At 54.7% G+C, this 24111-nt stretch carries 23 protein-coding genes; 3 read left to right on the forward strand and 20 right to left on the reverse strand.

Annotation, left to right across the window (positions count from 1 at the left end):
* Window positions 1–62: 62 nt before the first annotated feature.
* The 5 genes from HOP44_RS20575 to hrpB all read right to left on the reverse strand — a co-directional run bounded on the left by HOP44_RS20575 (window position 63) and on the right by hrpB (window position 6389).
* Window positions 63–1094: an aldose 1-epimerase gene (locus tag HOP44_RS20575; protein ID WP_172256887.1), complete on the reverse strand. Its 1032-nt coding sequence runs from the start codon at window positions 1092–1094 to the stop codon at window positions 63–65.
* 89 nt (window positions 1095–1183) lie between these two features.
* Window positions 1184–2185 (reverse strand): Gfo/Idh/MocA family protein, encoded by a 1002-nt coding sequence (locus tag HOP44_RS20580; RefSeq protein ID WP_172256889.1) that lies wholly within the window; start codon window positions 2183–2185, stop codon window positions 1184–1186.
* A gap of 181 nt (window positions 2186–2366) precedes the next feature.
* Complete coding sequence (locus tag HOP44_RS20585) at window positions 2367–2732, reverse strand: replication termination protein (protein WP_172200166.1); 366 nt, start codon at window positions 2730–2732, stop codon at window positions 2367–2369.
* Window positions 2733–3004: 272 nt separating this feature from the next.
* The gene (locus HOP44_RS20590; protein WP_172256891.1) at window positions 3005–3679 is read right to left on the reverse strand and encodes a general stress protein; all 675 of its coding nucleotides are present in this window, start codon (window positions 3677–3679) and stop codon (window positions 3005–3007) included.
* 142 nt (window positions 3680–3821) lie between these two features.
* Window positions 3822–6389 carry an ATP-dependent helicase HrpB gene (hrpB, locus tag HOP44_RS20595; protein WP_172256893.1) on the reverse strand — a complete coding sequence of 856 codons (2568 nt, stop codon included), beginning with the start codon at window positions 6387–6389 and terminating at the stop codon, window positions 3822–3824.
* 147 nt (window positions 6390–6536) lie between these two features.
* Between hrpB and gluQRS the strand changes: the two genes are divergently transcribed.
* Complete coding sequence (gluQRS, locus tag HOP44_RS20600; RefSeq protein ID WP_172256895.1) at window positions 6537–7484, forward strand: tRNA glutamyl-Q(34) synthetase GluQRS; 948 nt, start codon at window positions 6537–6539, stop codon at window positions 7482–7484.
* 96 nt (window positions 7485–7580) lie between these two features.
* On the opposite strand, the gene HOP44_RS20605 is transcribed toward gluQRS, so the two are convergent.
* On the reverse strand, window positions 7581–7955 hold the full coding sequence (locus tag HOP44_RS20605) for a DnaJ family domain-containing protein (protein WP_172256897.1): 375 nt from the start codon (window positions 7953–7955) through the stop codon (window positions 7581–7583).
* A 241-nt stretch (window positions 7956–8196) separates the two neighbouring features.
* Window positions 8197–8994 carry an SDR family oxidoreductase gene (locus HOP44_RS20610; protein ID WP_172256899.1) on the reverse strand — a complete coding sequence of 266 codons (798 nt, stop codon included), beginning with the start codon at window positions 8992–8994 and terminating at the stop codon, window positions 8197–8199.
* Between the two features lie 397 nt (window positions 8995–9391).
* On the opposite strand from HOP44_RS20610, the gene HOP44_RS20615 reads away from it, so the two are divergent.
* The gene (locus HOP44_RS20615) at window positions 9392–9631 is read left to right on the forward strand and encodes a hypothetical protein (RefSeq protein WP_018977456.1); all 240 of its coding nucleotides are present in this window, start codon (window positions 9392–9394) and stop codon (window positions 9629–9631) included.
* Between the two features lie 105 nt (window positions 9632–9736).
* On the opposite strand, the gene HOP44_RS23075 is transcribed toward HOP44_RS20615, so the two are convergent.
* Entirely contained in the window at window positions 9737–10576 is an 840-nt protein-coding gene (locus tag HOP44_RS23075; RefSeq protein ID WP_172256901.1) for a methyl-accepting chemotaxis protein, read from the reverse strand.
* Window positions 10577–10816: 240 nt separating this feature from the next.
* Between HOP44_RS23075 and HOP44_RS20625 the strand changes: the two genes are divergently transcribed.
* Window positions 10817–11215 (forward strand): winged helix-turn-helix transcriptional regulator, encoded by a 399-nt coding sequence (locus tag HOP44_RS20625; RefSeq protein WP_172256903.1) that lies wholly within the window; start codon window positions 10817–10819, stop codon window positions 11213–11215.
* A 56-nt stretch (window positions 11216–11271) separates the two neighbouring features.
* On the opposite strand, the gene HOP44_RS20630 is transcribed toward HOP44_RS20625, so the two are convergent.
* The 12 genes from HOP44_RS20630 to HOP44_RS20685 all read right to left on the reverse strand — a co-directional run bounded on the left by HOP44_RS20630 (window position 11272) and on the right by HOP44_RS20685 (window position 24083).
* Window positions 11272–11412: a hypothetical protein gene (locus tag HOP44_RS20630; RefSeq protein WP_172256905.1), complete on the reverse strand. Its 141-nt coding sequence runs from the start codon at window positions 11410–11412 to the stop codon at window positions 11272–11274.
* A 168-nt stretch (window positions 11413–11580) separates the two neighbouring features.
* On the reverse strand, window positions 11581–11952 hold the full coding sequence (locus tag HOP44_RS20635) for a hypothetical protein (protein ID WP_172256907.1): 372 nt from the start codon (window positions 11950–11952) through the stop codon (window positions 11581–11583).
* A 170-nt stretch (window positions 11953–12122) separates the two neighbouring features.
* Complete coding sequence (locus tag HOP44_RS20640; RefSeq protein ID WP_172256909.1) at window positions 12123–13376, reverse strand: polysaccharide pyruvyl transferase family protein; 1254 nt, start codon at window positions 13374–13376, stop codon at window positions 12123–12125.
* A gap of 47 nt (window positions 13377–13423) precedes the next feature.
* The gene (locus HOP44_RS20645; protein ID WP_172256911.1) at window positions 13424–14152 is read right to left on the reverse strand and encodes a PIG-L family deacetylase; all 729 of its coding nucleotides are present in this window, start codon (window positions 14150–14152) and stop codon (window positions 13424–13426) included.
* 22 nt (window positions 14153–14174) lie between these two features.
* Window positions 14175–15152 (reverse strand): LCP family glycopolymer transferase, encoded by a 978-nt coding sequence (locus HOP44_RS20650; RefSeq protein WP_172256913.1) that lies wholly within the window; start codon window positions 15150–15152, stop codon window positions 14175–14177.
* The gene (locus HOP44_RS20655; protein ID WP_172256915.1) at window positions 15149–16546 is read right to left on the reverse strand and encodes a sugar phosphate nucleotidyltransferase; all 1398 of its coding nucleotides are present in this window, start codon (window positions 16544–16546) and stop codon (window positions 15149–15151) included. The genes HOP44_RS20650 and HOP44_RS20655 overlap by 4 nt, the downstream gene beginning before the upstream one ends.
* Window positions 16547–16599: 53 nt before the next feature.
* On the reverse strand, window positions 16600–17514 hold the full coding sequence (galU, locus tag HOP44_RS20660) for a UTP--glucose-1-phosphate uridylyltransferase GalU (protein WP_172200203.1): 915 nt from the start codon (window positions 17512–17514) through the stop codon (window positions 16600–16602).
* A 49-nt stretch (window positions 17515–17563) separates the two neighbouring features.
* Complete coding sequence (locus tag HOP44_RS20665; RefSeq protein ID WP_172256917.1) at window positions 17564–19030, reverse strand: MOP flippase family protein; 1467 nt, start codon at window positions 19028–19030, stop codon at window positions 17564–17566.
* Between the two features lie 30 nt (window positions 19031–19060).
* Window positions 19061–20191 (reverse strand): glycosyltransferase, encoded by a 1131-nt coding sequence (locus tag HOP44_RS20670; RefSeq protein WP_172256919.1) that lies wholly within the window; start codon window positions 20189–20191, stop codon window positions 19061–19063.
* Window positions 20192–20221: 30 nt separating this feature from the next.
* A complete protein-coding gene (locus tag HOP44_RS20675) occupies window positions 20222–21364 on the reverse strand; it encodes a glycosyltransferase (protein WP_172256921.1) in 1143 nt (380 codons plus the stop codon).
* The gene (locus tag HOP44_RS20680) at window positions 21357–22703 is read right to left on the reverse strand and encodes an O-antigen polymerase (RefSeq protein ID WP_172256922.1); all 1347 of its coding nucleotides are present in this window, start codon (window positions 22701–22703) and stop codon (window positions 21357–21359) included. Before HOP44_RS20680 ends, HOP44_RS20675 begins: the two co-directional genes overlap by 8 nt.
* 39 nt (window positions 22704–22742) lie before the next feature.
* Window positions 22743–24083, reverse strand: coding sequence for a UDP-glucose dehydrogenase family protein (locus HOP44_RS20685; protein ID WP_172256924.1), 1341 nt, complete (start codon window positions 24081–24083; stop codon window positions 22743–22745).
* Window positions 24084–24111: the final 28 nt, after the last annotated feature.

A 24111-nucleotide genomic window follows, 5' to 3' on the forward strand; every position in this document is an offset into this window, starting at 1 on the left:
AATTCCCGGCCGCCTTCGGCCGGGAATTCGTAGACAAAGATCCGGATTTGGGACAGCCTGTGTTAGACGCCGCTGGCCAGATCCACCGCATAAATTCGGCTGGTTGCCTGCCAGACTTCGCCCGGCTCGATCGCAAACAGTCCCATATCCTCGGCGGGAAGCGACAGATTCGGAGCGTTAACCAGGTTAACCTGCGGTTCGGGGCAGATGAACGCTCCGCCGGCTCCGCTGTTCCAGATCATCCAGTGGCGGTACGAAGTGCCTACGTCATACACCACTTTGACTCCGAGTCTGGTGTCGGTAATTTCCGCCCGGTTGCGGCCGCCTTGAGGAACGGCCGTATAATGGTTGTCCATCGCATCGACATACGGATTCACTCCGCTTTCGCGCATCTCCTCTTCCCACTCCGCAAGCGGCTGGAATCCGCCGGTCGGCAGCATCCGTCCGTCCAGTTCGCGGCGCTGGCCGATCGTTACTTTGATGCGGCAGTCTTCGGATGTGCTTTCTTCCGCAAAAGGCGCATTCAGGGCGGTATGGAACGCCAGCAGAGCCGGCAGCCTGCGTTCCGATTCGTTAAAGAGCGTCACGTCCTGCTCCAGGCCAAGCGCGCTCAGCGTATAACGGATTCGAAGCGTGAAGGAATAAGGGAAATACTCGTACATGCGGTGCCCTTCGCCTACCCGATGGGCAACCGAAACGAAACTCCCCGCTTCGGAAGCGCCGAAAGCTTCCACTTCCCAAGGAAGCGTATGCAGATAGCCGTGCAGGAAGTTGCCCGTCGCTTCTTCGTTAACCGGGAAAAGGTATTCTTCGCCGTTCCATTTCAGCTTCCCGCCATCGTAGCGGTTAGGAGGAAACAGCGGCGGAATGCCATGCGTGCCCGGATCGGATACGAAAGCCTGCATGTCTTCGGGTTCGCGCAGGAAACGGAATCCGCGCGCCGTATTGCGAAACGCGATCAGATTGCCGCCGATTCCTGGCAGTACGGCCGCTTCGTAGTCGCCGTATTTGAGCCATACGGCCGCTTCCCCGTTGTAGTCGCCGTTTTTTGCTTCGTACACCGTAGGGGTTCCGGCATTTGGATTCATCGACATGTACAGTCTCCTTTAAATAAAATTGGAATCACTCACGATTCATTATAACTCGCCGCAGGATACGCTTTCAATGTTGGCGGCGTTCGAACTTAGTTCGCTGCGATTTCGACCCGGCGGCCTTCACGGGCGGATTGGAGACAGGCATCGACCGCACGCATATTGCGCAGGGCATCACCAGGAGCGAAAGGCAGCTTCGATTCGCCGAACACCGCACGGGCGAAAGCATCGGCCTGCAGCGTATAATGATTGACCTCCGGCAGACGTTCTTCACGCCGCTCCCGATCCGTACAGACGACAATCTGCGGATTTTCGCGCCATCCGAACATGAACGGCAGTTCGATCCGGCCGCGGGTTCCCGTAATTTCAAAATACGAACGGTTATACGACCACATGCCGCATTCGAAAGTCAAAGCCAGTCCGTCCGGGAAAGCCAGCAGTCCCGAAGCGGCCATATCCACGTCGTCGTGCCGGGAGGAGAAAAAAGCATGGGCCGACGCCCACAACGGTTCGCATCCCGCGATCATCCGTGCGGCCGATATCGGATACACGCCGATATCGTAGATCGACCCTCCGCCCATGGAACGGTTGAAGCGAACGTTGCCGGTATCGTCCGGCGTACAGTAATTGAAAACGCCGTGCATCGAACGAAGGTTTCCGATTTCCCCCGATTCGAGGATTTCCCGCACGCGCGCGTGTTTGTCTCCATAGCGGTACATAAAAGCTTCCGCAAACCGAACGCCTTCTTCTTCGCAGACTTTCAGCATTTCTTCGGCTTCTCCCGCATTTAACGCCGCCGGCTTTTCGCAAAGGACATGTTTGCCCGCCCGCGCCGCTTTGATCGTCCATTCCTTATGTAAATGATTGGGGAGCGGAATATAGACGGCATCGATCTCGGAGTCCTGCAGCAGCTCTTCATAGCTTCCGTAAGACTTTTCAACGCCTGCCCGTTCGGCCATCTTATGAGCCTTGTTCGCGTCGCGGCCGGCGATCGCCGTCACCTTGCCCCGTTCCGAGTTTTGCATAGCCGGAATAAAGGCGCTCTCGGCGATCGAAGCCGTACCGACAATTCCCCATCGCAGTGTTCGAGTCATCGTTTCTCCTCCTTTGTCTTCTCCTGTCAACGGCCGGTCAACCGGTGCGGCTTCCGTTCCGTGTCTTTATGATAACGTTTTTGGAATACGCTGCCAACGTCTTTCAACGCGGGAAAAAAGGGGGTGTTTTACCCCCTATCCTTTTTCGTTTGTCGGCCCGGACTGCCCGCTTCAGACAGAATCAAGTTCCGTAATTGTCTTCCGCAGCCTTGTTCAACATTCCCAAACAGCGATCCAGATCCGTTTTGACCTGCTTTTTGTACAGCTTCGCTTTCTCGGGTCCGTCGTCAGTAAAATGGTACAGTACGATTTCCTGAAAATCGACACGCGGGTCGCTGCCTTTGAGCTGCTTCGTACGATAGAACACACCTTCGTGCACCAGTTCGTGCAGCGCGCGATAAATTTCGCTCTGGGGAGGGACATACCCGAAGGACTTGAAGCTTTCCTTCATCTCCTCGAGCATTTGGTAGCCGTATCCGCGCTGCTGTTCGACCATGGTGATCAGGTACAGTTTGATGAATGCCCGTTGGGCGATCATGAAGGCCATCGGATCTTCCTCCTTTTCGGGTGAACGCTTGTTCCCTTTCATTATAATCGACTTTGCGGGCTTGCACACCTTTTGACAAGGTTTTTGACGGTTTTTATTATGAATTTTTCATGTAATGAAATAATTTTAAAAATTTATCCTGTGAATTGCCGAATAAAAAAGGGGAAGCGCTGTCGGCGCTTCCCCTCTGCCTGCTTATTCGCCTGTTTGCCGCCAAACTAGCCATGTATCTTTATCTGCCGCTGCGCGAAGCGTTTTTCGAACGAGCGGAATTACAATCTGCGATCGGCTCGGGGAGGCAGCGTATTCGGCGAATCGTCCAAAGAATGCATCCGCTCGTCTTCTCGGATCAGGTCCCGGTCGTCCATGCCCGCGGTCTGATTCATCGTATCCATCTGCGGATTGACGGAACCCCCGGTATGCATTTCGTTGCCGTAACCTTCTTCCGTCAAATGATAGCGGTCCGCATTGACGGAACGGTTCTCCCGGAACGAATCGTATACGGTGCGGCTGCGGTTGTCTTCGTCGACCAGCACCAGAATATTGCCCCGGTTCAGATGTTCTTGGTATTCTTCCGCTTCGTTCTCCGGAATTCCCAGGCCGACCAGGCCGCCGACAAGACCGCCCGCTCCTGCACCGACCGCAAGACCCGCCATTGCGGCCGCCAGCGGTCCTGCCGCCAGAATCGGACCGATCCCCGGAATCGCCAGCGCGCCTACTCCGGCCAGCAGCCCGGTAACGCCGCCGAGCACGCCGCCCGTCGCCGCTCCCGCAGCCAATCCTTCCGGCGCTTTCGTACCGGTTTCTTCATCTATCGCTCTCAGGTCGTCGCGATCTTTGGCCACTACAGAGATTTCGTCGGAAGTGAAGCCCTGCCGCTGCAAGTTCTGAATCGCCTGCGAAGCTTCCCGTTCGTTTTCGAACACACCCACGATTTTCTTGGACATCGTTAAAATCCTCCTTCGAAGCTGAATAGGGATTTGTGCTTGCTTTTTATTTACCCTGCCCCGGCGCTCCGAAACTTCGATGACCGTTCAGTCTCCGGGATATATCGGAAAAGAAAAGCTTCATTCGCGCGGACATTCGAACTTACCGTTTGGGACGCACGTGCCGCGTCGCTTCCGCCCCGTTGGGATCGTCCGGCCAATAATGCTTGGGATAACGGCCTTTCAAATCTTTTTTAACTTCGAAATACGTTTCTTTCCAGAAATTCGCCAGGTCGGAAGTGATCTGTACCGGCCGGCGAGCCGGAGACAGCAGCTGCACCGTGATCGGAATCCGTCCTCGTCCGATACGGGGCGTCTCGCTCTGCCCGAACATTTCCTGCAGACGCACCGCCATATGCGGCCGTTCGGGATCGCTGTAATCCACCGCGATCCGCGACCCGCTCGGCACGCTCAGACGGGTCGGCGCTTCGGCTTCGAGTGTCCGGCGCTGTTCCCAGGTCAGCCTCTGTTCCAGCATCTGCACCAGATTCAGTTTGCGCAGCTGCGCCGCGCTGCGTACGCCCGAAACATAGGGCAGCAGCCATTCTTCCATGCCCTCCAGCAGTGCCGTGTCGTCCGAAGCCGGGAACTCCCGATCGGCCAAATGCATGAACATCATGCGATGCTGAAGCTCGCGCGCTTCCCTGCTCCAGGGAAGCAGCCTTCCCTGACTGCCGCGGATACCGGCGAGCAGCGCCGCGGCGACGGCTTCCGCATCGGGCGCAGAGGCCTGCACGGACTGCAGGACGACGGCACCGATTCGCCGGATCCGCAGCGCCGAGACGGCTTCGCGTTCGCTGTCCCATTCGACTCGAATCTCTTCCGTTCCTTCCTCGGCCGCAAACCGCTCCACTTCTTCGGGATCAAGCGGCGCCGCCAGCCAGATCTGGCCTTCGGCCCCCCGGTCGTCGATATCGGCGGCGACGAGATACTCTTCGCGCGAGATCAGTTCGCGCTCGGGTACGAACGCGCCGCGTCCTCCGCTGAGCAGAAAGCGGCCTGCGCCCCGCCGCCGGCCGACCCGATCGGGGAAGGCATAGGCGAGCAGAAGCCCCGCGGGGCCGGTGTCACCCGCCGGACCGGAGGGAAGTCCGGCGATCCGGCGCAGCCGGGACGCACGCTCCGCTGCGCGGTCTTCCGGAGTCCGCGGGGCGGACGATACGCCTGCGGCAGCGGCGCCCAGTGCCTGGAGCCGCGGAAGCAGCGAGACGGCATCCGTTACGCCCCCGCTGCGCTGCGAAGGCGAAGAAGACTGCTCCTGCAGCAGCGCCGCCAAATCGCAGGCAAGCGGACCCAATCCCAAGCCGGCGGCCCGGCGGATCATGCGAGCCAGCCGGGGATGCACGCCCAGTTCGCTCATGGCGCGCCCTTCGTCCGTAATCGCGCCGTTTTCGCCGAGGGCATGCAGGCGGCGCAGCAGATTCTGCGCTTCCGCGTAACCCGCTTCCGGCGGCGGGTCGATCCAATCGAGTTCCCGCGGGTCGCGCACGCCCCAGGCGGCCAGCTCGAGCGCAAGCGGCGTCAGATCGCTTTGCAGAATCTCGGGCACGCGGGCTTCCGGCATCCCGCTTTCTTCTTCCTGGCTCCACAGCCGGTAGCAGAAACCGGGCGCGGTCCGCCCCGCGCGTCCCCGCCGCTGATCCGCCGATTCCAGCGATTCGGTCATCGTGACGAGGCGCGACATGCCGGTCCGCGGCGAGAACTCCTGCGTGCGGATCAAGCCGCTGTCCACGACGGCTGTCACTCCCTCGACCGTGATGCTGGACTCGGCCAGCGTGGTCGAGAGCACGATCTTCCGCCGGCCTTCGGCGGAAGCCCGAACGGCCCTGCGCTGCTCTTCGCGGCCAAGTCCGCCGTGCAGCGGCAGCAGCTCCGCTCCGGGCAGTCCCCCGCCGCGCAGCAGTTCTTCGCGTACGCGCATGATCTCGCGCACACCGGGCAGGAATACCAGAATGCCTCCGTCCGTCTCGTCCCAGGCTCGGCGAACGGCCTGCGCCGTCCTGCGCTCAAGCGGCACAGAGCGCGCCGAACCCAGATGTACCGTCCGGACCGGATATACCCGGCCTTCGCTGCGGATCAGATCGGCTCCGCCCAGCACCCGGGAGACCGGTTCCGGGTCGATGGTTGCCGACATGATCAGAATCCGCAGATCCTCGCGCAGCACCATGCGGCTCTGCAGGGCCAGAGCCAATCCGAGATCGGCCTGCAGATTCCGCTCGTGAAACTCGTCGAAAATCACAAGGCCCACTTCTTCCAGCGAAGGATCGGACTGGAGCATACGGGTCAGAATGCCTTCGGTCACCACTTCGATTCGGGTGTGCCGCCCCGATCTGCTGTCCAGGGCAATCCGGTAGCCGACCGTTGCGCCCGTCTTCTCGCCCAGGGACTCGGAGATATAATCGGCGGCCGAGACGGCCGCCAGACGGCGCGGCTCGAGCATGATGATCTTTTTCCCTTCCAGCCAGGGTTCATCCAATAGCGCCGGCGGAACCCGGGTCGTCTTGCCCGCCCCCGGCTGGGCGATCAAAATGGCGGGACGGTTTGCCGCCAGGCTTTTTTTCAATTCGGGAAGCGCGCCGTCGACCGGCAGCTCTCGCAGGCCGGAAGTTCCCGCCAAACGGCCGCTTTCTTTTCCGGCTTCGCCCCGGGGGCTTCGATATTCGTTATGCATGACATTCCACTCCGTTTCTGTCGTCTCTCGGCAGTCCGTCATCCGACTGCCGCGGCCTTGCCAGACCCTCTCGGCCGGCGTTATGCTAAACAAGCAGGGCTGCGAATGGCCGCAGACCCTATTCAGATTCCAAGGAAGTGAGAAACCATGAGACGCGGACGATTTGCGCCGACCCCCTCCGGTAAAATGCACTTGGGCAATGCACGCACCGCTCTGCTCGCCTGGCTTCATATGCGCTCGCTCGGCGGAACCTTCGTTCTGCGCATGGAAGATATCGACACGGAACGCTCTCGTACTAAATGGGCCGAACTGGCGCTGCTTGATCTGCGCTGGCTCGGCCTGGATTGGGACGAGGGCCCCGACGTAGGCGGTCCTTACTCGCCCTATACCCAGAGCGAGCGTCTGGAGCGCTACGAAGACGCGCTCCGCAGGCTGGAAGCTTCGGGAGCCGTGTATCCCTGTTACTGCAGCCGCGCCGACATTCTGGGCGCCGCCAGCGCACCGCACGGCTTAAGCGCCGAAGGACCCGCTTATCCCGGCACCTGCCGGCATCTTGAGCCGGCCGAACGCGCCGAGAAAGCGCGTCACAAAGATCCATCCCTGCGTTTCGCGCTGCCGGCAAACCGGAAGATCCGTTTTGCCGACGGCATCGCCGGGCCGCAGCTGTTTCCTTCGGGCAGCGGCGGCGACTTTATTGTACGCCGCGCGGACGGTCTGCATTCGTATCAATTGTCCGTGGTGGTGGACGATGCGGATATGCGGATCACCGACGTTCTGCGCGGACGCGATCTGCTGGATTCCACACCCAGACAGATTCTGCTCGACGAGACCCTGGGACTTCCCGTCCCCGAATTCCTGCATGTTCCGCTGCTCAACGGGCCGGACGGCAAACGTCTGGCCAAGCGCCACGGCGGTATCGCCATCTCCGCTTTTCGCGAACGCGGGACGTCTCCGGAGAGGCTTGTCGGCTGGCTGGCCCATGTCAGCGGTCTTATCGACCGGCCCGAGCCGATTTCCGCCGCCGAACTCGTCCCCGCCTTCGATCTGTCGCGTATTCCGCGCGAAGCGGTAGTCGTCGACGTTCCCGAAATCTGAGAACTGACTTCCCCGTCGACCGACCGCGGTTCCGATTGTTTATGTGAAGTCGAAGCGCTCCCGCCTATGCGGGGGCGCTTTTGGCTGATAGGAATTTTAGCTGCCTTCCAGCCGGCCTCGAATCTTGTCGGCGTACTGCTCGTACGCTCCGCCGCTCCAGCCGCGCTGTTCTTCCACCATTCGCAGCTTCAGCTTTTTGGCCGTCAAGCGGCTTTCCAGCGTCTGCTTCTCGCCGTCGGATGCGCAGACCGCGAGCAGATCTTCAAGCTCCAGGCATTCTTTGCGCAGCTGCAGCTCTTCCGGCAGCATACCGGCGTTCTTGAGAATCCGGTACGGGACCCGGAGTTCTTCGGGCACGCCGGACAAATCTTCCGGTACGATCGGCCTGCCGCTGCCCGGCAGGTCGTCGAATTCCCCGCGGCGAACCGCTTCTTCGATTTTCTGCTCCGCCAGCCACGATAACCAACCCATGTTTGTTCCCTCCCGGATCTTCAGCTTTTCTTTCCGCTGCTTCATTATACCCGATTCCGTGAAACAAACCGAACAACGAAACGCCAAAAAGACCCGGCGGACAGAAGTGGAATTCTGTCCGCCGGGTCTTTCGAAGCCGGAGATGTCTGCCCCGTTGCCTAAATCTTCGGCGCAGCTGCCAAAGCTGTAGGCTTGGGATAGGCAGGTTTGTATCCCGCTCGGCTGTTCAGGGATTGTTGGCTCAAAACAGCAGAGATTCTCCGCCGTCTACGGTGATGGAGGCTCCCGTCACATGACGCGCTTCCGAAGAAGCGAGGTATACGGCCAAGTCGGCGACTTCTTCGGGCTGTCCGTGACGTCCGGCCAAAGGGTGATCGCCGCCGCGTGGGAACTCGAGCGGAATCGCAATTTCATCCATCCGTTCGTTTTCTTCGGTCGTTTCGTCGATATTGGTCGAGATCGCACCCGGACAGATCGTATTGACCCGAATCCGGTAGCGGGCAAGTTCCAGAGCGGCCATCTTGGCAAACGCGACTTGTCCGGCTTTGGAGGTGCTGTAAGGCGACATGCCGATGCTCGAGAAGCGGGTATTGCCGTTTACGGAACTTGTAATGACAATACTTCCTCCGCCTCTTTTTTTCATATAAGGAATAGCCAGCTTGACGGAGAGGAACATTCCGCCCAAGTTCACGTCAATCGTTTTCTGGAATTCGGCAAGCTCCATATGTTCGATCGGTCCTTTTGCCCCGTTGATACCGGCGTTTGCAAACACGGCATCCAGTCCGCCGAAACGATCGTTCACCGCCCGGTACGCGTCAGCCATAGCCTCCGCATCGGAAACGTCCAACGTGCGGACGAATCCGGAACCGGCGCGAATCGCTTCCAATTCTCCGCGAACGCTTTCAGCGCGCTCGGCATCCAGATCGAACAATCCGACATTGGCGCCTTCTTCCGCAAATTTGAGTGCCGCCGCCCGGCCGATGCCGGAACCCGCGCCGGTAACGATAACGGTTCTGCCTTCAAAACGTGGTGCCGACATAGAAATACACTCCTTTGATTATCGATTGGTTGCATGCTTCTGAATCTATCCGTTATTATCTATCCATTATTGGAGCAGTTAGACGGCTGCCCAATCAGAGTATTCATTACCCCAAAGACTTCGGGATTCAATCATTTTCGGCGGTTTCATTATTTTTTTGAAAATCAAGCAAAAATTCACGTAAAAAGGTTTTCATAAATAGGACGCTCCGGGTAAACAAGTAGTAAATTACACGGACGCACGCTGCCGATCGACGAAAAAAGGAGGGATCTCTCGACTTTTCAAAAAAAATTTTAAAATAGTAACGTTTACGAAGAAATTTAATCGTTTTTTAATATGTTTTTAAGGAAGCAAGTTTATAATAAAATCAGGATAAAGTATAAATGAGGTGAATGTAGTGAAAACGACGATTACAGTTCAAGAAAAACTGGTTCCCGTTTACATTGACGCCGAGAACACGCAACCCGCTCAGAAAATGCTTAGACTGCTGTCGAGCGCCTTGGATAATAAGTTGAGTAACGGAAAAAGAGCCTTGAAAAAATGTATCGGTTCCCTGATCAGTATCGAAATTGTCGGTTCGGAAGCCATCTTGCACTCGTACCGCGAAAGCGACACTTTGGCTCTTTCCCTTTACTAAGCCGCCGCTTCGCTTGTCCCCCGAGTACATAAAAAGACATTCCGGAAACCCGGAATGTCTTTTTGATATGCGCCTGCAGGCAGAACGCTTTCTGGCGGCATGGAATTATTCGGTTTGTCCGCGCTGCTCCAGCAGCTTTTTGGTGAAGTCGGAGAATTCGGCATTCAAATCGTTCAACCGATCGGTCAAACCGCTGAATTCGCCCAACAGATGCGCCTGTTCGTTCGAAGCGTCGGAGATCGAAGTGATTTCCTGCTCCATGCGCAGAATACTGCCCTGCACGTTGTTCAGCGCCTGCTCGATACTCTGCGTGGCTTTTTTTGTATCGACCGACAGCTTTCGCACTTCGCTCGCTACGACCTGGAACCCTGCACCCAGTTCGCCGACCCGCGCCGCTTCGATTGCCGCGTTCAGACCCAGCATATTCGTTTGTTCCGAAATTTCGCGGATAAACGAAGTCACTTTGTTGACCTCGCGGGCATCGGTTACCGCACGGCCGGAATTTTCGCGAATTTCCGTAGTCGCCGCCGCCAACTGCTGCGACTGCGCCGCAATCGAAGCCACGAAATCCGTCAAGGAACGGCTGACCGCTTCCATCCGGTCTCCGAATTCGTGCAGGAAGGTTTCGGTTTTCAGCGTATACGCCACCGCCAGGGCTCCGATGACTTTCCCCTGTTCGTCGAATACCGGGATACCTTTGGCTTCAAGTTCCGTCCCGTACGCGGAAGCCGGAATCCGGGTACTGGAGACCCGTCCGCTCAGTGCTTTTTTGAGATTGATATCATCGGAGGGAATCGGAGATCCCGCGGACAATCCGAAGTCAAGATCGGTAGACGGGGCATAATATAGAAATTTCTGCGTGTCGGTAATGCCGATCATGAAGTCTTCGCTTGTGATCTTTTTGAGATAAGGGATGCTAAGTACGAGTGCATCAAGTGTATTCATCGATTTCCCTTCTTTCTGTTTGGCAAGATTGCGTCCTGAATGTAGACCGCTCACTTCTTACTTTCGTCAAACGGTCTTCGTTTTTAAATAGGGTTACGAAAAAGAAAGGTTCTTCCTAAAATTCATGATCCGACATAAAATAATGAGCGAAATCCGCATTTCGATACGATTCATGATATAATAAAGAAGATAAAGGAACTTGCAGTACGACTTTCCTGTGGAAAGTTTGGAGGTGAACACATGAAAAATTCGACGCTTTGCCCGCGATTTGAACGCGGGATGCAGATTTTGTCGCAGCGCTGGAACGGCTTGATTATCTACCGTCTGCTGTCCGGGCCGCAGCGTTTCTGCAATATTCAATCGGCTTTCCCCGTCAGTGGACGTCTGCTCTCCGAGCGCCTCAAGGATCTCGAGAAGGAAGGGATTGTGCTGCGTCACGTATATCCGGAGACTCCGGTACGGATCGAATATGAATTGACCGATAAAGGACGTGCCCTTCAGTCTACCATCGAATGCATTCAAGGCTGGTCGGACGAATGGATCAACGAGCCTCAAGGCGAATGTATGACAGAAGAATCCATGCTATCCCTTTCCGACGAAGCCTGTTCGGAAGCCGCGGCCGGCGTAAAGGCCGAATAGGAGGTTCCTCACGGAACCTCCTTTTGTATATTCGGCAATAAATCGGGGTTTCCTGTTCAAGAAGTCAGACGGACTGCCGACTTTTCTGCACGCTCGGCTTTGCGAATCCGGATTGCCAATAGTTTGGCCAGATTGGTCTGGGTCTGCTCGTCGGCGTGCCGGCTGAGTTTGGTCCAAATGAAACGATCGATCGACATACGTCTCATCTCCTTCGAATGAAAGAATAGGAAATCGGGATACCTGAATGGATGAAGCGATGCCGCTTCGCTGCCCGTACAGCGTAAATAACCGCTTTTCAGGCTTCCTAAACGCCGGAACTCCATGTAATCCTCTACCCAAAAACTAATATTTTCCATACCCTCGATTCAAAATCCGTTTGTCCGCTGTACATCCATTTCTTCCGCATAAACTTCCAGAATAGGATTCATCATCCAGGATCCGATAAAAGAGTAACGTGTAATAGGCGCCGTCCGGTCCGCCCGGCGCTCTTCAAGCAGTTCCGCCGCAAACGCTCCCTCCGCTCCCTGGAATATGGACGCCCCGGACTCCGTATCAAGCGATTCGATATCCTGCCCGACCGAATTCCGGTCTTTCATTCCGATCACTCCCGTAAACCAAAACCGGGCTTTGCTTCCGTCCCAGAGCCGAAATCCGACTCTGACTTCCGACTCCGACAGCACCACGGATTCAATAACGCCGTCGCTGAGTGAAAGATCTCCGATAAACAACTGCTGCATCCTGTTCGTTCTCCTTTTCCCGCCCGGTATGCCTCCTGCGCTTCCCGGTAAGAGTAGCACAAATCGGGATTTCTGCCTACGTCTGCCCGAGGCAAAAAACCTTTACCTCATTATAATCAGGTAAAGGTTTTTGTCATCGCGATCCGATTCACCCGCTTGAGCCAAACAGATCAACCGATCTGAAGAGTGGCGTCTTCAAGCTCTCCCGCCAGTTCCGGTGTCATTTTGGCAGCCGGGAGTTCGCCGAACACTTCGCTGAAGATCGTGTGGCTTTGAATTTCGGCGGTTACCGCTTTGATTTTCTTTGATTCTTCCTGTTGGCGTTCGATCATTTGATCGAGTTTGCGCTCAATGTCGCGCTCCACGTGCGCCAGGTCGCGAACGTCGAACATGTATTCTTTTTGGCCGAAACGTCCGAGCAGTTCCTGGTATTTCGTAGCCCATCCGAGAGCCAGTACCGGAATACCGTCTTTGTAAGCATGGACAATGGAATGGTAACGGGAAGCGACAATAAAGCGGAACTGTTCCAGGATATGATGAATCTCGATGCAATCATATTCATTTTCGAGCAATACGACGCGATCGTCGTTCGGATAATGCTGTTTAATGCCTTTGCAAATCTCCAAATCTTCCGTCGAATGCCGAAGCAGATAGACATTCATGCCCCGCTTGAGCAGGTGATCGGTCATTTTTCGGTAAGCCTGAAGAAGATCTTCCCGGGAGCCGTACTTCATCGTTTTGACGTTGGGCACGATTCCTGCGGAATTTTCTTTGACTTTGACCGGTTCGTTCGGCTGATAAGCGCCCGGTTTGAACAGCACATCCAGATTGTAGTCTCCGCTGCCTTGAAGAACCAGATCCATCGAACGCTTGAGGTTGCGCGTAGTGAAGCGGCTCAGGAACTGCATCCCTTCATCTTCGCGCGCATATATGTAGGTCGGATAAGTGATGTATTTTTTAATCAGCGTCATGATGAAGGATTTGTATTTGCTCTCGTAATCGAACGGTCCGAACGACTGCGGCATCAGCACCATCGGCACTTTGTAGCGTTTGGCGAGCATAATATTGACGAGGTAATTCACCGAGTGTCGGATTGTAAACTGGGAAGACAACGCGAATCCGCTGATATCGACGATCATATCGGTGTCTTTCATGATCCGTTCCATGTCGGCGCGAGTTACATTGACATGTTCGGCATTCGGAATCAATTTGCCCAAGGTACCGAATACGCCGCCCAGCATTTCGATTTTCAGCTTTTTGCCGATCTTGACGATATCAAAAGCATATCCGCGATCCGGATCGATACAGTTGACCAATATTTCCTTGTCGGGATAACGCTTCTTGATTTCATTGATTACGGTAAACGTCATGGCCTGCGCGCCTTTGTTTTCCATTTGCCCGCCTACGATCAAAATTTTGCTCATTCGTCCGCAGCTCCTTTGTTGTGGTTTCGTCAAACGTTTCCTTCTTATTAAAAAGAATCGTACGGTTTATGGTAATAAGAAATCGGCTTGGCGATCGCGGCATCGATTTCTTTTCGAACCGAGTGATAGCCGATTGCGAACTGTTCCAGCGACGGGTTCCATTTCTTGTATTCGTTCAAGGAAGCCACGACGGATTCCCGGTGGGTTTCCGGCTGCTCTTTGAAAATCTTTATCCCCCGTCCCGCTTTCTTCGCCTGGCGCAGATTGTAAGGCTCGACATACAACCTCAGGTCCGCAATTTTCTCCCGGCGATACAAACGCAGTGCCGCCGCCCCCATATTGGCATGGTCGCGGTGATTGCCGCCCAGGTCAGTAAACGTTTTAACCCGGGCTCCGGGATACCGATCCGAAAACTCTCCGATCAGCTCTTCACAGGCTTCGACCGTGGTCGTTCCGTCCTGCAGACGCTGCACCATATGAATATGTTCCCGGGCCAGCCCCAGAGAGAGGCAGGAACGCAAAAACTCGTCGTTCCGGCAGCGAACCAGATCCGTGCGATCCAGCGGCGTGTAACCTTCCGTCTTCGGATCAAGCATTTTCCGGTGCATGCTGCTCTTGATCTCGCCGTTCAACTGCCGGACGACATTGGAGGATGAGCCGTCGGTATACAAAATGATTTGGCATTCGTCGCCGGCGTTCAGATGGTTTCGGATCGCCGCCCCGAACGTTAACGCCTCATCGTCCTGATGGGGAATAAAAAAAAGATTGACTGCCATTTCAGCCTGCTCCTCCAACCTTTTATGAATTTCCGTCCAACTGTTCGGTCAATTCGGCACGGATTCTGGCTTTCTCCGCTTCGTCCACGATGTAATAATAAATGCCGTCGATTCGTTTGCCGCTTCCCTGAACTTCGTCTTTGTCGACTTTGTCGATTTCCGTCCGGTATTTGGTGACAATGTCCATCATATCGTCTTTGGTCAGGTTCGTTTTCACGTTATCCTTGACCGCGCCCAGCACCGAATTGACTTTGGCCAGATTCGAAATATTTTTGCCTTTTTCGATCAAGGCGGACAATACAAGCTGCTGCCGGTCGTTACGCCCGATATCGCCTTTCGGATCGTCATATCTCATTCTTGAATACATCAAGGCTTCGTGTCCGTTCATCTCGATCGGACCTTTTGCGTAAACCGTTCCTTCAAAGTCGAACTCGAACGGATTGTTTACGGTCACCCCGCCCAGAATATCGATAATCCGTTCCAGACCTTCCATATTCACTTTCACATAATAGTCGATCGGAACATCCAGAAAGTTCTCGATGGTAGGAACCGACATGTTAACGCCTCCAAAAGCGTAGGCGTGATTAATCTTGTCGGTCGTTCCCCGTCCTACGATCTCGGTGCGCGTATCCCTGGGAATATTGAACATCAGCACGGAACGCTTGGCCGGATTCACCGCCAATACCATAATGGCATCGGACCGGCCTACATCGTTCTCGCGTTCGTCGACACCCAGCACAAGCAGATTAAACGGTTTCTTGTCGCTTAGATCGGCGGGAAGTTCCCGCAGAGGCTGTACGCCGCTGCTTCCGACGGAGGCGGTAAGCTCTCCTCCCCGGGCGGCCGGATCGGCGGCACCTGCCGCCGCATCCGACTCCAGAGGTTCATAGATGGATTCCAGTGTATCGACGACCGGGCGATAGATCGAGTAGGCGTAACCCCCGACTCCGATCGCAAGGATCAGACTGCCGGAAATTACGATCTTCGCCCAGCGTTTCATAAGGCGTTTCGGCCTGCTCCGGCCGCCTTCGCGCCGCTGCCTACGCAGTGGCGTTCAATATCGCTCCAATGGCTGAACATTTCTTCGAAGTCTTCTTCCTGAACCACGGCGCCTTTTTGCACTTCGATATATTCCATATCCCGGAAAGCTTTGAGGCAGTGGTACGTTCCCGGTTTGATCGTAACGACATCGCCGGCTTTGATCGGCGTAATCGAGCCTTCCTGCACCAATACGCCTTCGCCGCTGATAATCGTCCAGATATCACTCCGGTGTACATGTTTGCGATAACCCAGATTGCTGCCGGCTTCGAGTCCGATCCGTTTGGTCAGCACTTCGGTGCCGTCTTCGAACTTGGAGTAATCCAGTACGCGGTACCAGCCCCAGCGCCGTTCTTCGTACATCGGACGCCGACCCGCTTCGACCATGTCTTTGACGCGCGGGCTTGCCGCTTTGTCCGACACGAGTATGCCGTCCGGGCTGACCGCAACAATCGCATCGGGAATACCGATAATCGTAACCGGAATATCCAGTTCGTTGATGAGGTGGGTGTTGGACGAATCTTCGCTAATCGTGCCTTTTCCGATTCGCTGCATGCCCATGTTTTCCGTCAGCGTATTCCAGGTGCCCAAGTCTTTCCAGTAGCCGTCGTAAGGAATGACCGCAATATGCGATTCTTTTTCTACCACCGCGTAGTCGAAGCTGATCTTCTCGAGCGTCGCGTACCGGGCCAACAGATCTTCGTACTGCATCGGCAGGCCTTCGCGCAGCAGATTGTCCATCATGTAACTGAGCTTGAAAGCAAACACCCCGCAGTTCCAGAGTGCGCCCTGCTCGATCAGCCGTTCGGCCTGGTCTTCGCTCGGTTTCTCGGTGAAGCGTCCGACCCGTTTGTAATCTTCGTTTGCCCCGCCCTGCTCGGGCACGATGTACCCATACTTCGAGGATGGATAGGTCGGATTGACTCCCATCAGAGCCAATTTGGCGCCGGAGTTGTGCAGAGCACCGTCCAGATCGCGAATACGTTCGAAGAAACGGTCGTCCACGTAAGGATCGACAGGCAGGATGCAGACGGTCTCGTCCAGGCTCACGCCCTGCGAATACAGATACGAAGCGGCCAGCGCGATCGCCGGGAATGTGTCCCGACGCTCGGGTTCTACGATAATCGGGACGCCGCCCAATTGGTTTTGCAAAATTTCCACCTGCATCTTGCTGGTGGCAATGACCGCCGAATCGGCCAGGCCCGCACTTTTGATTTGTCCCCAGACGCGCTGCACCATCGATTCCATATCGCCGCGCTCGTTTTCCAACACTTTCAGGAACTGTTTCGATCGGGCATCGTTTGACAGCGGCCACAACCGCTTGCCCGAGCCTCCGGACAGTAAGACCAATTTCATGCTTGCCCCTCCATTCTGTCGATTCGTATCGGTGATTTTATGAGTAGTAAAGGTTAGACGATTTTGAGATTGTCTTTCTTTTCCGCCGCTGCCGCCGGGTCGCCGACCAGGGTTTCGAGCAGATACTCGCGCAGGTCGTCTCCCAGGCCTTGACGTTTCAGCGCAAAATCCACGTTAGCTTTAAGGTATCCAAGCTTGCTTCCTACGTCATACAAAGTCCCTTCGTACCGGAAGCTGTACATTCTCGACAGTTCCGCAAGTTTCTTCAGCGCATCCGTCAATTGGATTTCGCCTCCGACGCCCGCCGTCTGATGTTCCAGGATATCCATGATACCCGGTTCAAGGATATAGCGGCCGATCATCGCCAGGTTCGACGGTGCATCGCTTTTCGGCTTTTCGACCAGATCCGTAATCAGGTTGAGATTGTCGGTCAGCTTGTCGCCTTTGATTACGCCGTAGCTGCTGACGTCTTTCCAAGGAACCGCTTCGACCGCGATCATGTTGCCGCCCGTACGCTGCTGCTCGTCCATCATTTGTTTCAGGCACGGCACTTCGCTGTCGATGATCATGTCGCCGAGCAGGACCGCGAACGGCTCGTTGCTGTTGATAAACTTGCGGGCGCACCAGATGGCATGTCCAAGGCCGAGCGGTTCTTTTTGACGTACGCAGTGAATTTCGACCAGGTTGGTCACTTCCCGTACGATGCTCAGCAGTTCTTCTTTATTTTTTTCTTCCAGATCCGCTTCGAGTTCGATATTTTTGTCAAAATGGTCTTCTATCGCACGCTTGCTCCGCCCCGTAACGATGATAATATCTTCGATGCCCGAGGAGATGGCCTCTTCAACAATGTACTGGATCGTCGGCTTGTCCACGATCGGAAGCATTTCTTTGGGCATAGCCTTTGTTGCGGGCAAGAACCTCGTTCCAAGACCTGCTGCCGGGATAATCGCTTTTCTGACTTTGTTCATCGTTGATGCCCTCCCTCAAATTGTGTGAATTTAGTTTACGTCCTTACCGTCATTTTGCTAACTTAGTTTTACTTATAAGCCTATTCTTTACGTTTTGAAACAATTCTTTATTGAAAAGGAAGAGCACGGCCACGTAAATCAAGGCTCCGAGCGCTACCTGGATAATAAAGTTGGCCTGCTGCGAGAAGACGGCAACGGACAGATAATTCAGGAACACGACGCCTCCGACCATGATCATGCCGTAAGCGAGTCCCGGCGCCATACTGCGAATATAATCCCGCAGACAGGGTCCGATCATGCGGCGCATGGCGTAATGATATTGGATCACCATCAGAATAAGCTGAATCGCCACGTACGCGACACACGTTCCCATAATGCCCCACACATAAGTGCCGATCGCAAGTCCCGGAACCTGAACGCACATACCCATCAGCGTATAGCGGAAGTACATGTCGGTCCGCCCTTTGGCTTGAAGCAGCGGCTGGATCGGAACAATGAGCGAACGAAGCAGCATGGCAATCGCCAAGACTTGGATCAACACGATACTCGGCTCCCATTTGATTCCGAAAATGAACGGTACGAGCATTGGAGCGGTGACGAGCAGCCCCAGATAAATCGGTGCGTTCAAGTAGCTGACCAAAGCGATCGTTTTGATATAACCGCTTCGCAGCCGCTCCATGTTGTCCTGCATTTTGGCATAGATCGGCAGACTGACCGTATTGATCAGCGGTGTCAGCTTCAGTACGGGCATCGTACACAGCTGGAACGCGAACGAATAATAACCGAGCGTCTGCGTGCCGTAGATCCGTCCGATCAGGATATAGTCGATATTGGACATCAGCGACTGGATCACGTTGGACGACATTTGGTAAACGCCGAAGCTGAGGTATCCTTTCAGATCCTTGTTGGCGAAATGAAAAGCGGGCGTCCACTTTTTCCAGCCCTGCATCACCAGCAGACCCGACTTTACGAAAGCATTGCCCAGGTTGGACAGAACCAGCGCGTACACGCCCATTCCGGCCAGCGCCCCGCCTACCGCCAGTACGAACCCGACAAAGTAGGAAACGATCTGGATTTTGGCGATATTGTCGAATTTGAGTTCTTTGCGGAACAGCACTTCGAACTGTTGTCCGAACGCGGGCAGCAGACACAGCAGCGCCATCCAGCGTACCGGGTTGAGCAGTTCCGGTTCTTGATAGAACCACACGACCAGCGGTGCCGAGAAAAAGATGACGGCCGCGATAAAAGCTCCGGTGGCCAGATTGAGTATGTAAAGACTCGACAAATGATTTCGACTGACGTCCTGACGGTGAATGATTGCGTTCGATATGCCTACGTCGGTCAGATTGACCGCCGCGGCCACGACAACCATGGTCATGCTCATCAGCCCGTAATCGACCGGACTCAGAATTCGGGATAAAGCGACCAGCTGAAGCAGCTGGATGACAATGGTAACGATTGTCGCCACACTCGACCATTTCGCCGCTTTGATCCCTTTCTTTTTTAACGAAGACATGTCGCCACTCCTTTGATTGCGTTTCTGGATCTATAGGTTGTCGATAAAATTCAAAAGGGTGTTAACCTTCGCTTCCCAGGCATGGCTTTTGGCCATATCCCGAATCGTATTCCGGTCCGTCTGGGCTGCCAAAGCTTCTTCCACTTTCAGCGGCAGCTCCGCGCTTTCGCGGTAGAAATGCAGAAATTTTTCCTGCCGCCGCAGCAGCTCCGGCGTCTCGGTTACCACCACGGGAAGCCCGGCGGCCGCATATTCATACAGCTTCATCGGACTGCGTCCCGCATTGGCGGCATGATTGCTGAGCGGCAGCAGCGCCACGTCCGAATGCTGCAGATAAGCCGGGACGGTCGCATACTTTTTGGCTCCCAGGAAATGCACATTGGCGAATGCCGCGAAATCCCGTTTCGTTTCGTCGTTCACCGGACCGATAATGACGAGACTGACTTCCGGCTTTTCTTTAGCCAGAATTTTGAGCCCGGTCAGATCGAGCCGTTCGTCAAGCGCCCCCACATATACGGCCCGAGGACCCGGGATCGGCTTCAAATCTTCCGGTTCGACGGTCGGAGCGGAAAAATGTTCGTATTCTACGCCGTTCTCGAGCAGCAGCGTCGGCACAGCCGGATTGTATTCGCGCAGTTCCGACAGCACCGGTCCCGACGTGGAGACAAGCCCGTCGACCACGGACATCAGCGTGCGCTCGGCCGAAGCGATCGAAGAATCTCCGGTCATCTTGCTGTAAATATCCGTTGGACGGTAAATGGTGACTTTGGGCGAAACCAGTTTCTCCAGCCCGACAAACCGCGGCTGGTCGATCAGCAAAAGATCCACCGAAGGCATATGGTTATCCTGCATGACTTTTTTGATAGCCGGCAGCATCCAGTTTTTTCGAGTCCGCTTGAAAATCGGACCCGCGATCTCCCAGGGAAGCAGCGACATCGGCACGGAATTGACGACTGCCGTCGTATCTACGCGTTTTCCTTGAAGAATACGAAAACGCGCCTGGATATCGCGGTCTTTCCATTTCAACAGATGGAAAGGACTGAGCGGAGTACTGACGTGGATGACCGTGTGACCCAGCTTTTCCATCTCCCTTGACAGGTGATGGGAGCCGACGACGAACGGACTGCCCATATACGTATGGCTTGCAAACATAATATTCATTGCGGCTCTCCTCCTTTCATTTTTGAATCCTCAGGCTTCGGCCTTGCGGCTGTCGCTGCGCGCCGTATGACCGGCCGTACGTCCCGCCGCTACGCTTTTGACTTCGTCCAGCGTCTCGTATGCGCATTTCTCCCAAGAGAAGTTCGCGGCCTGCGCCAATCCTTTTTGCTTCATTTCGTTTCTCAATCCGGGATCGTCCATAACTTTGGCAATTTTCTGCGCAATATCTTCGGGACTGTTCGGGTCGCAGTACAATACGGCGTCTCCGCAGACTTCCGGCAGCGAAGCCGTGTCGGATACGACAACGGGACATCCGCAGGCCATGGCTTCCAGCGGAGGAAACCCGAATCCTTCATAGAATGAAGGAAATACGAAGCAGGACGCGCTGTCGTACAGCGTACGCAGTTCTTCGTCTTCCACATATCCGACATGGCGGACGTTATCGCCCAGCTCCGTATCGGCGGATTTGAAAATTTTCGGATTCGTTCCGCCGGCGATCACGAAGTCGAATCCCTGATCGCCGATCAGCTCGGCGGCCCGGACGATGGAGCGGAAATTTTTGTTCGGGCTTTGACTGCTGACCGCCAGGACGAACGGCCGTTCCAATCCTTGTTCAGCCGGGAATTTCGGTGCGGTCCCTGTCTGAAGAACATGTTCTTTGCCATGATAAATGACCTTGATCTTATCGCTGCGGATGCCGCAGTGCCGCACCAGCTCTTCTTTGGAATTGCTGGAGCAGGTCAGGATCAGAGGCGCCGTGCGTCCCAGCGTCCGGAACATCAGCTTGTACCACAATTTGAACGCAGCGGAGTACGTATCGGGCACGGAGTAAACGGCTGCATCGTGCAGCGTAACCGCCTGTTTGCGTTTGAACAGCGGCGCCGCGTTGCACAGATTGAGCAGGAAACCGTCTTTGGCCAGACTCGGCAGCGACAGCTGCTCCCATAATTGTCCGTTGAAACGCCCCTCCTGTCTGACTTCCATATGCCGGGTACCCAGCTCGTGAATATCGCCGGTCGGCGCCAGCACGATAAATTCGTAACCTCGAACGGCAGGGTCGTCCCTGCCGATTAAGCGATCGATCGTTCGAAGCAGCTCGTACGCATACCGCTGAACGCCGGTTACGGAAGCTTTGAGAAATCGGCCGTTGATATAGACGCGCGTTTTACTCACCGGCTCCCACTCCTTTCAGCCGCCAACTGGTCAGCTTTTTTCGGTTGTAATGAAGAATAAGCGCAAAAACGAGAATGATGATCCAGCACGGGAAGAAGCGTCCGCTGCCGAAGTAGAAGTACCGCGGGATTTCAAGGACACCTACCAGCCAGATCGGATAGATCATCATACCGAACGTATGGCCTTTTTTGAAATGGTTGTACAGCACGCCGGTGAAAAAACCTACGATTACCCAGAACACAAGCGCTCCGGAAAAACCGTAATCGCTGTAAGGCTGCAGCAGACCGGACGGATTGTTGAATTCCGGATTACCCATGGTTGCAAGCGTATTGTTGATAACCGCCTGCGGTTCGAAACCGTAAATCGATTCGTAGGCATTATCCGGAACACCCGGGAACTTCCAGATAAACTCTGCCGTCGAGCTTGGGAACGGAAGCCAATGGAATCCGAGGTGCTGGAAGTACAGCGTGCCCGTGTTGATTGCCGTGACGTAGTAACCGAAGAACCGGGTAACGACAAATTCCCAGAACGAAGGATAATAATTGACGTAAAAGCTGAGCCAGGAACGGAAGTACTCGCTGACCCCGAAGAAACCGATAAGGGCTACCACACCGATAATCGGGTATACCCCGATTCCGGGCGTTCTGCGGTTCATTTTGGCACGCATGGAAAAGTAGACGACAGCCGCCGGTACGAGAAATTCCATAATGGCCAGGCGTTCCAGGAAGAAGATCGCCCGCATCAACGTAAACAGGAATACAGCAGCCAACATCCATATGTAAATCTTTTTCTTGTTATAAAAAAGGTAGTAGCTTGTCAAGATGACAAACGGGATGCCGAAGTTGGTAAACGAAGTCACGCCGGCTACATTTTCGAAACTCTCTTTGATTCCGTAAACGGCTCCCGGTTCCCCGCTCAATACATTCAGGAACAAGCTTAAGGTGAATCCGCTGCGAAGCATAATCAGGAACCAGATCGCATAGCCGAACATCGTAAAGCCGAACAGCAGGGCAATCCACATTTTGATGAAAGAGTCTTTTTTGACCATCACTTCGCTGAACGCGTTCGAAGGTTTGGTTCCCCGACCCGCGATGGAAGCGAGAATGCCGCCGAACACGAAGCAGCAGACCGGAAGGATGGAATAAATAATATTCGATTCGTTAATAAACTTGTCTACCCGGTAAAAGGAAAGATAGCTGTCCGCCGTGATGAAGTAGGCACCGATCAGAATAAAAGTCATCAGCAGTGCAAAAATGATCGTCGGATTCAGCCACCAGATTCGTATGCCTTTTTCCGAATGATTGCTTTTCAAAGTATGGCGCGGTGTTCCGCTCTGCATCGTTTGCTCCTCCTCTCTGCCATAATGGAAAGCCCCGGATTAGTCCGAGGCCACCGAATTGCGAAACGGCGACAGACTTTCCAGTTCCGGCCGTCCGATCGAATAATATTGGAAATCGGTATCCGCCAGCTGTTCTCTCGAGTAGACATTCCGTCCGTCGATCAGGATCGGCTGTTTCATCACTCCGTTCAGCTGCTTCAGATCGATCTCTTTGAATTCCGACCAGTCCGTAAGCAGGCAGAGCGCATCGGCACTTTCTGCGGTTTCGACAGCGGTATCGCACCACTGTACATCCGATTCTTGCGGGAAGAAGCGGCGGAAGTTCTCGGTTGCAATCGGATCGTAGGCTTTGACCATGGCCCCTTCGCTCAGAAGCGTCTGAATAATATCGAGTGCCGGCGCTTCGCGTACGTCATCCGTATTCGGCTTGAACGCCAACCCCCAGATTCCGACCGTCTTGCCCTGCAGACTGCCGAGCGAATGATTCAACTTGGCGATAATGTTGAATCTTTGGTCGTTGTTGACTTCAACCACCGACTTCAGCAGTTTGAATTCGTAATCCACGTTGCCCGCGATTTGGATCAAGGCATGGGTATCTTTCGGGAAGCACGAACCGCCGTAACCGATTCCCGCCTGCAGGAACGAAGAGCCGATCCGTTTGTCATAGCCCATTCCCTGAGCCACATGAGTGACATCCGCCCCTACTTTTTCGCAAATATTCGCAATCTCGTTGATAAACGAAATCTTGGTAGCCAAGAAGGCGTTCGAAGCATATTTGATCATTTCCGCGCTGCGTACTTCCGTCACCATGATTTCGTCAGTCAGCGGTTTATGCAGTTCGGTCAGCGTGGCTGCCGCACGTTCGCTGCTCGTTCCGATGATAATCCGATCGGGACGAAGCGTATCCTTAACCGCTGAACCTTCGCGCAGAAACTCCGGAATCGATACGATATCGAACGGATGCGGACTCAGCTGGCTGACAATTTTCTTGATCTTGTCGTTGGTGCCGACCGGAACGGTACTTTTCGTGACGACGATTTTGTAGCCGTTCATAGCCAGAGCGATATCCTGGGCCACCTGCTCGACGTATTCGAGGTTGGCTTCGCCGCTTGCGAGCGAAGGCGTACCTACGCAGATGAACACTACATCCGCTTCGCGAACCGAATTCGTCAGATCGGAAGTAAACTTCAAATTTCCAAGCTGCGTATTTTTTTCGATCAGTTCCTGCAGGCCCGGTTCGTAAATCGGTACTTCGCCTTTATTAAGCCGCGCCACCTTGTCGAGGTCTTTGTCGACGCAGGTTACTTCATTGCCAATTTCGGAAAAGCAGACACCCGATACCAGACCAACATAACCCGTTCCTATAAATGTAAGTTTCATGGAAACATTTCTCCTTTGAATTGAGAGT

This window comes from Saccharibacillus deserti, assembly GCF_013618475.1.
GTDB classification, from domain to species: Bacteria; Bacillota; Bacilli; order Paenibacillales; family Paenibacillaceae; genus Saccharibacillus; species Saccharibacillus deserti.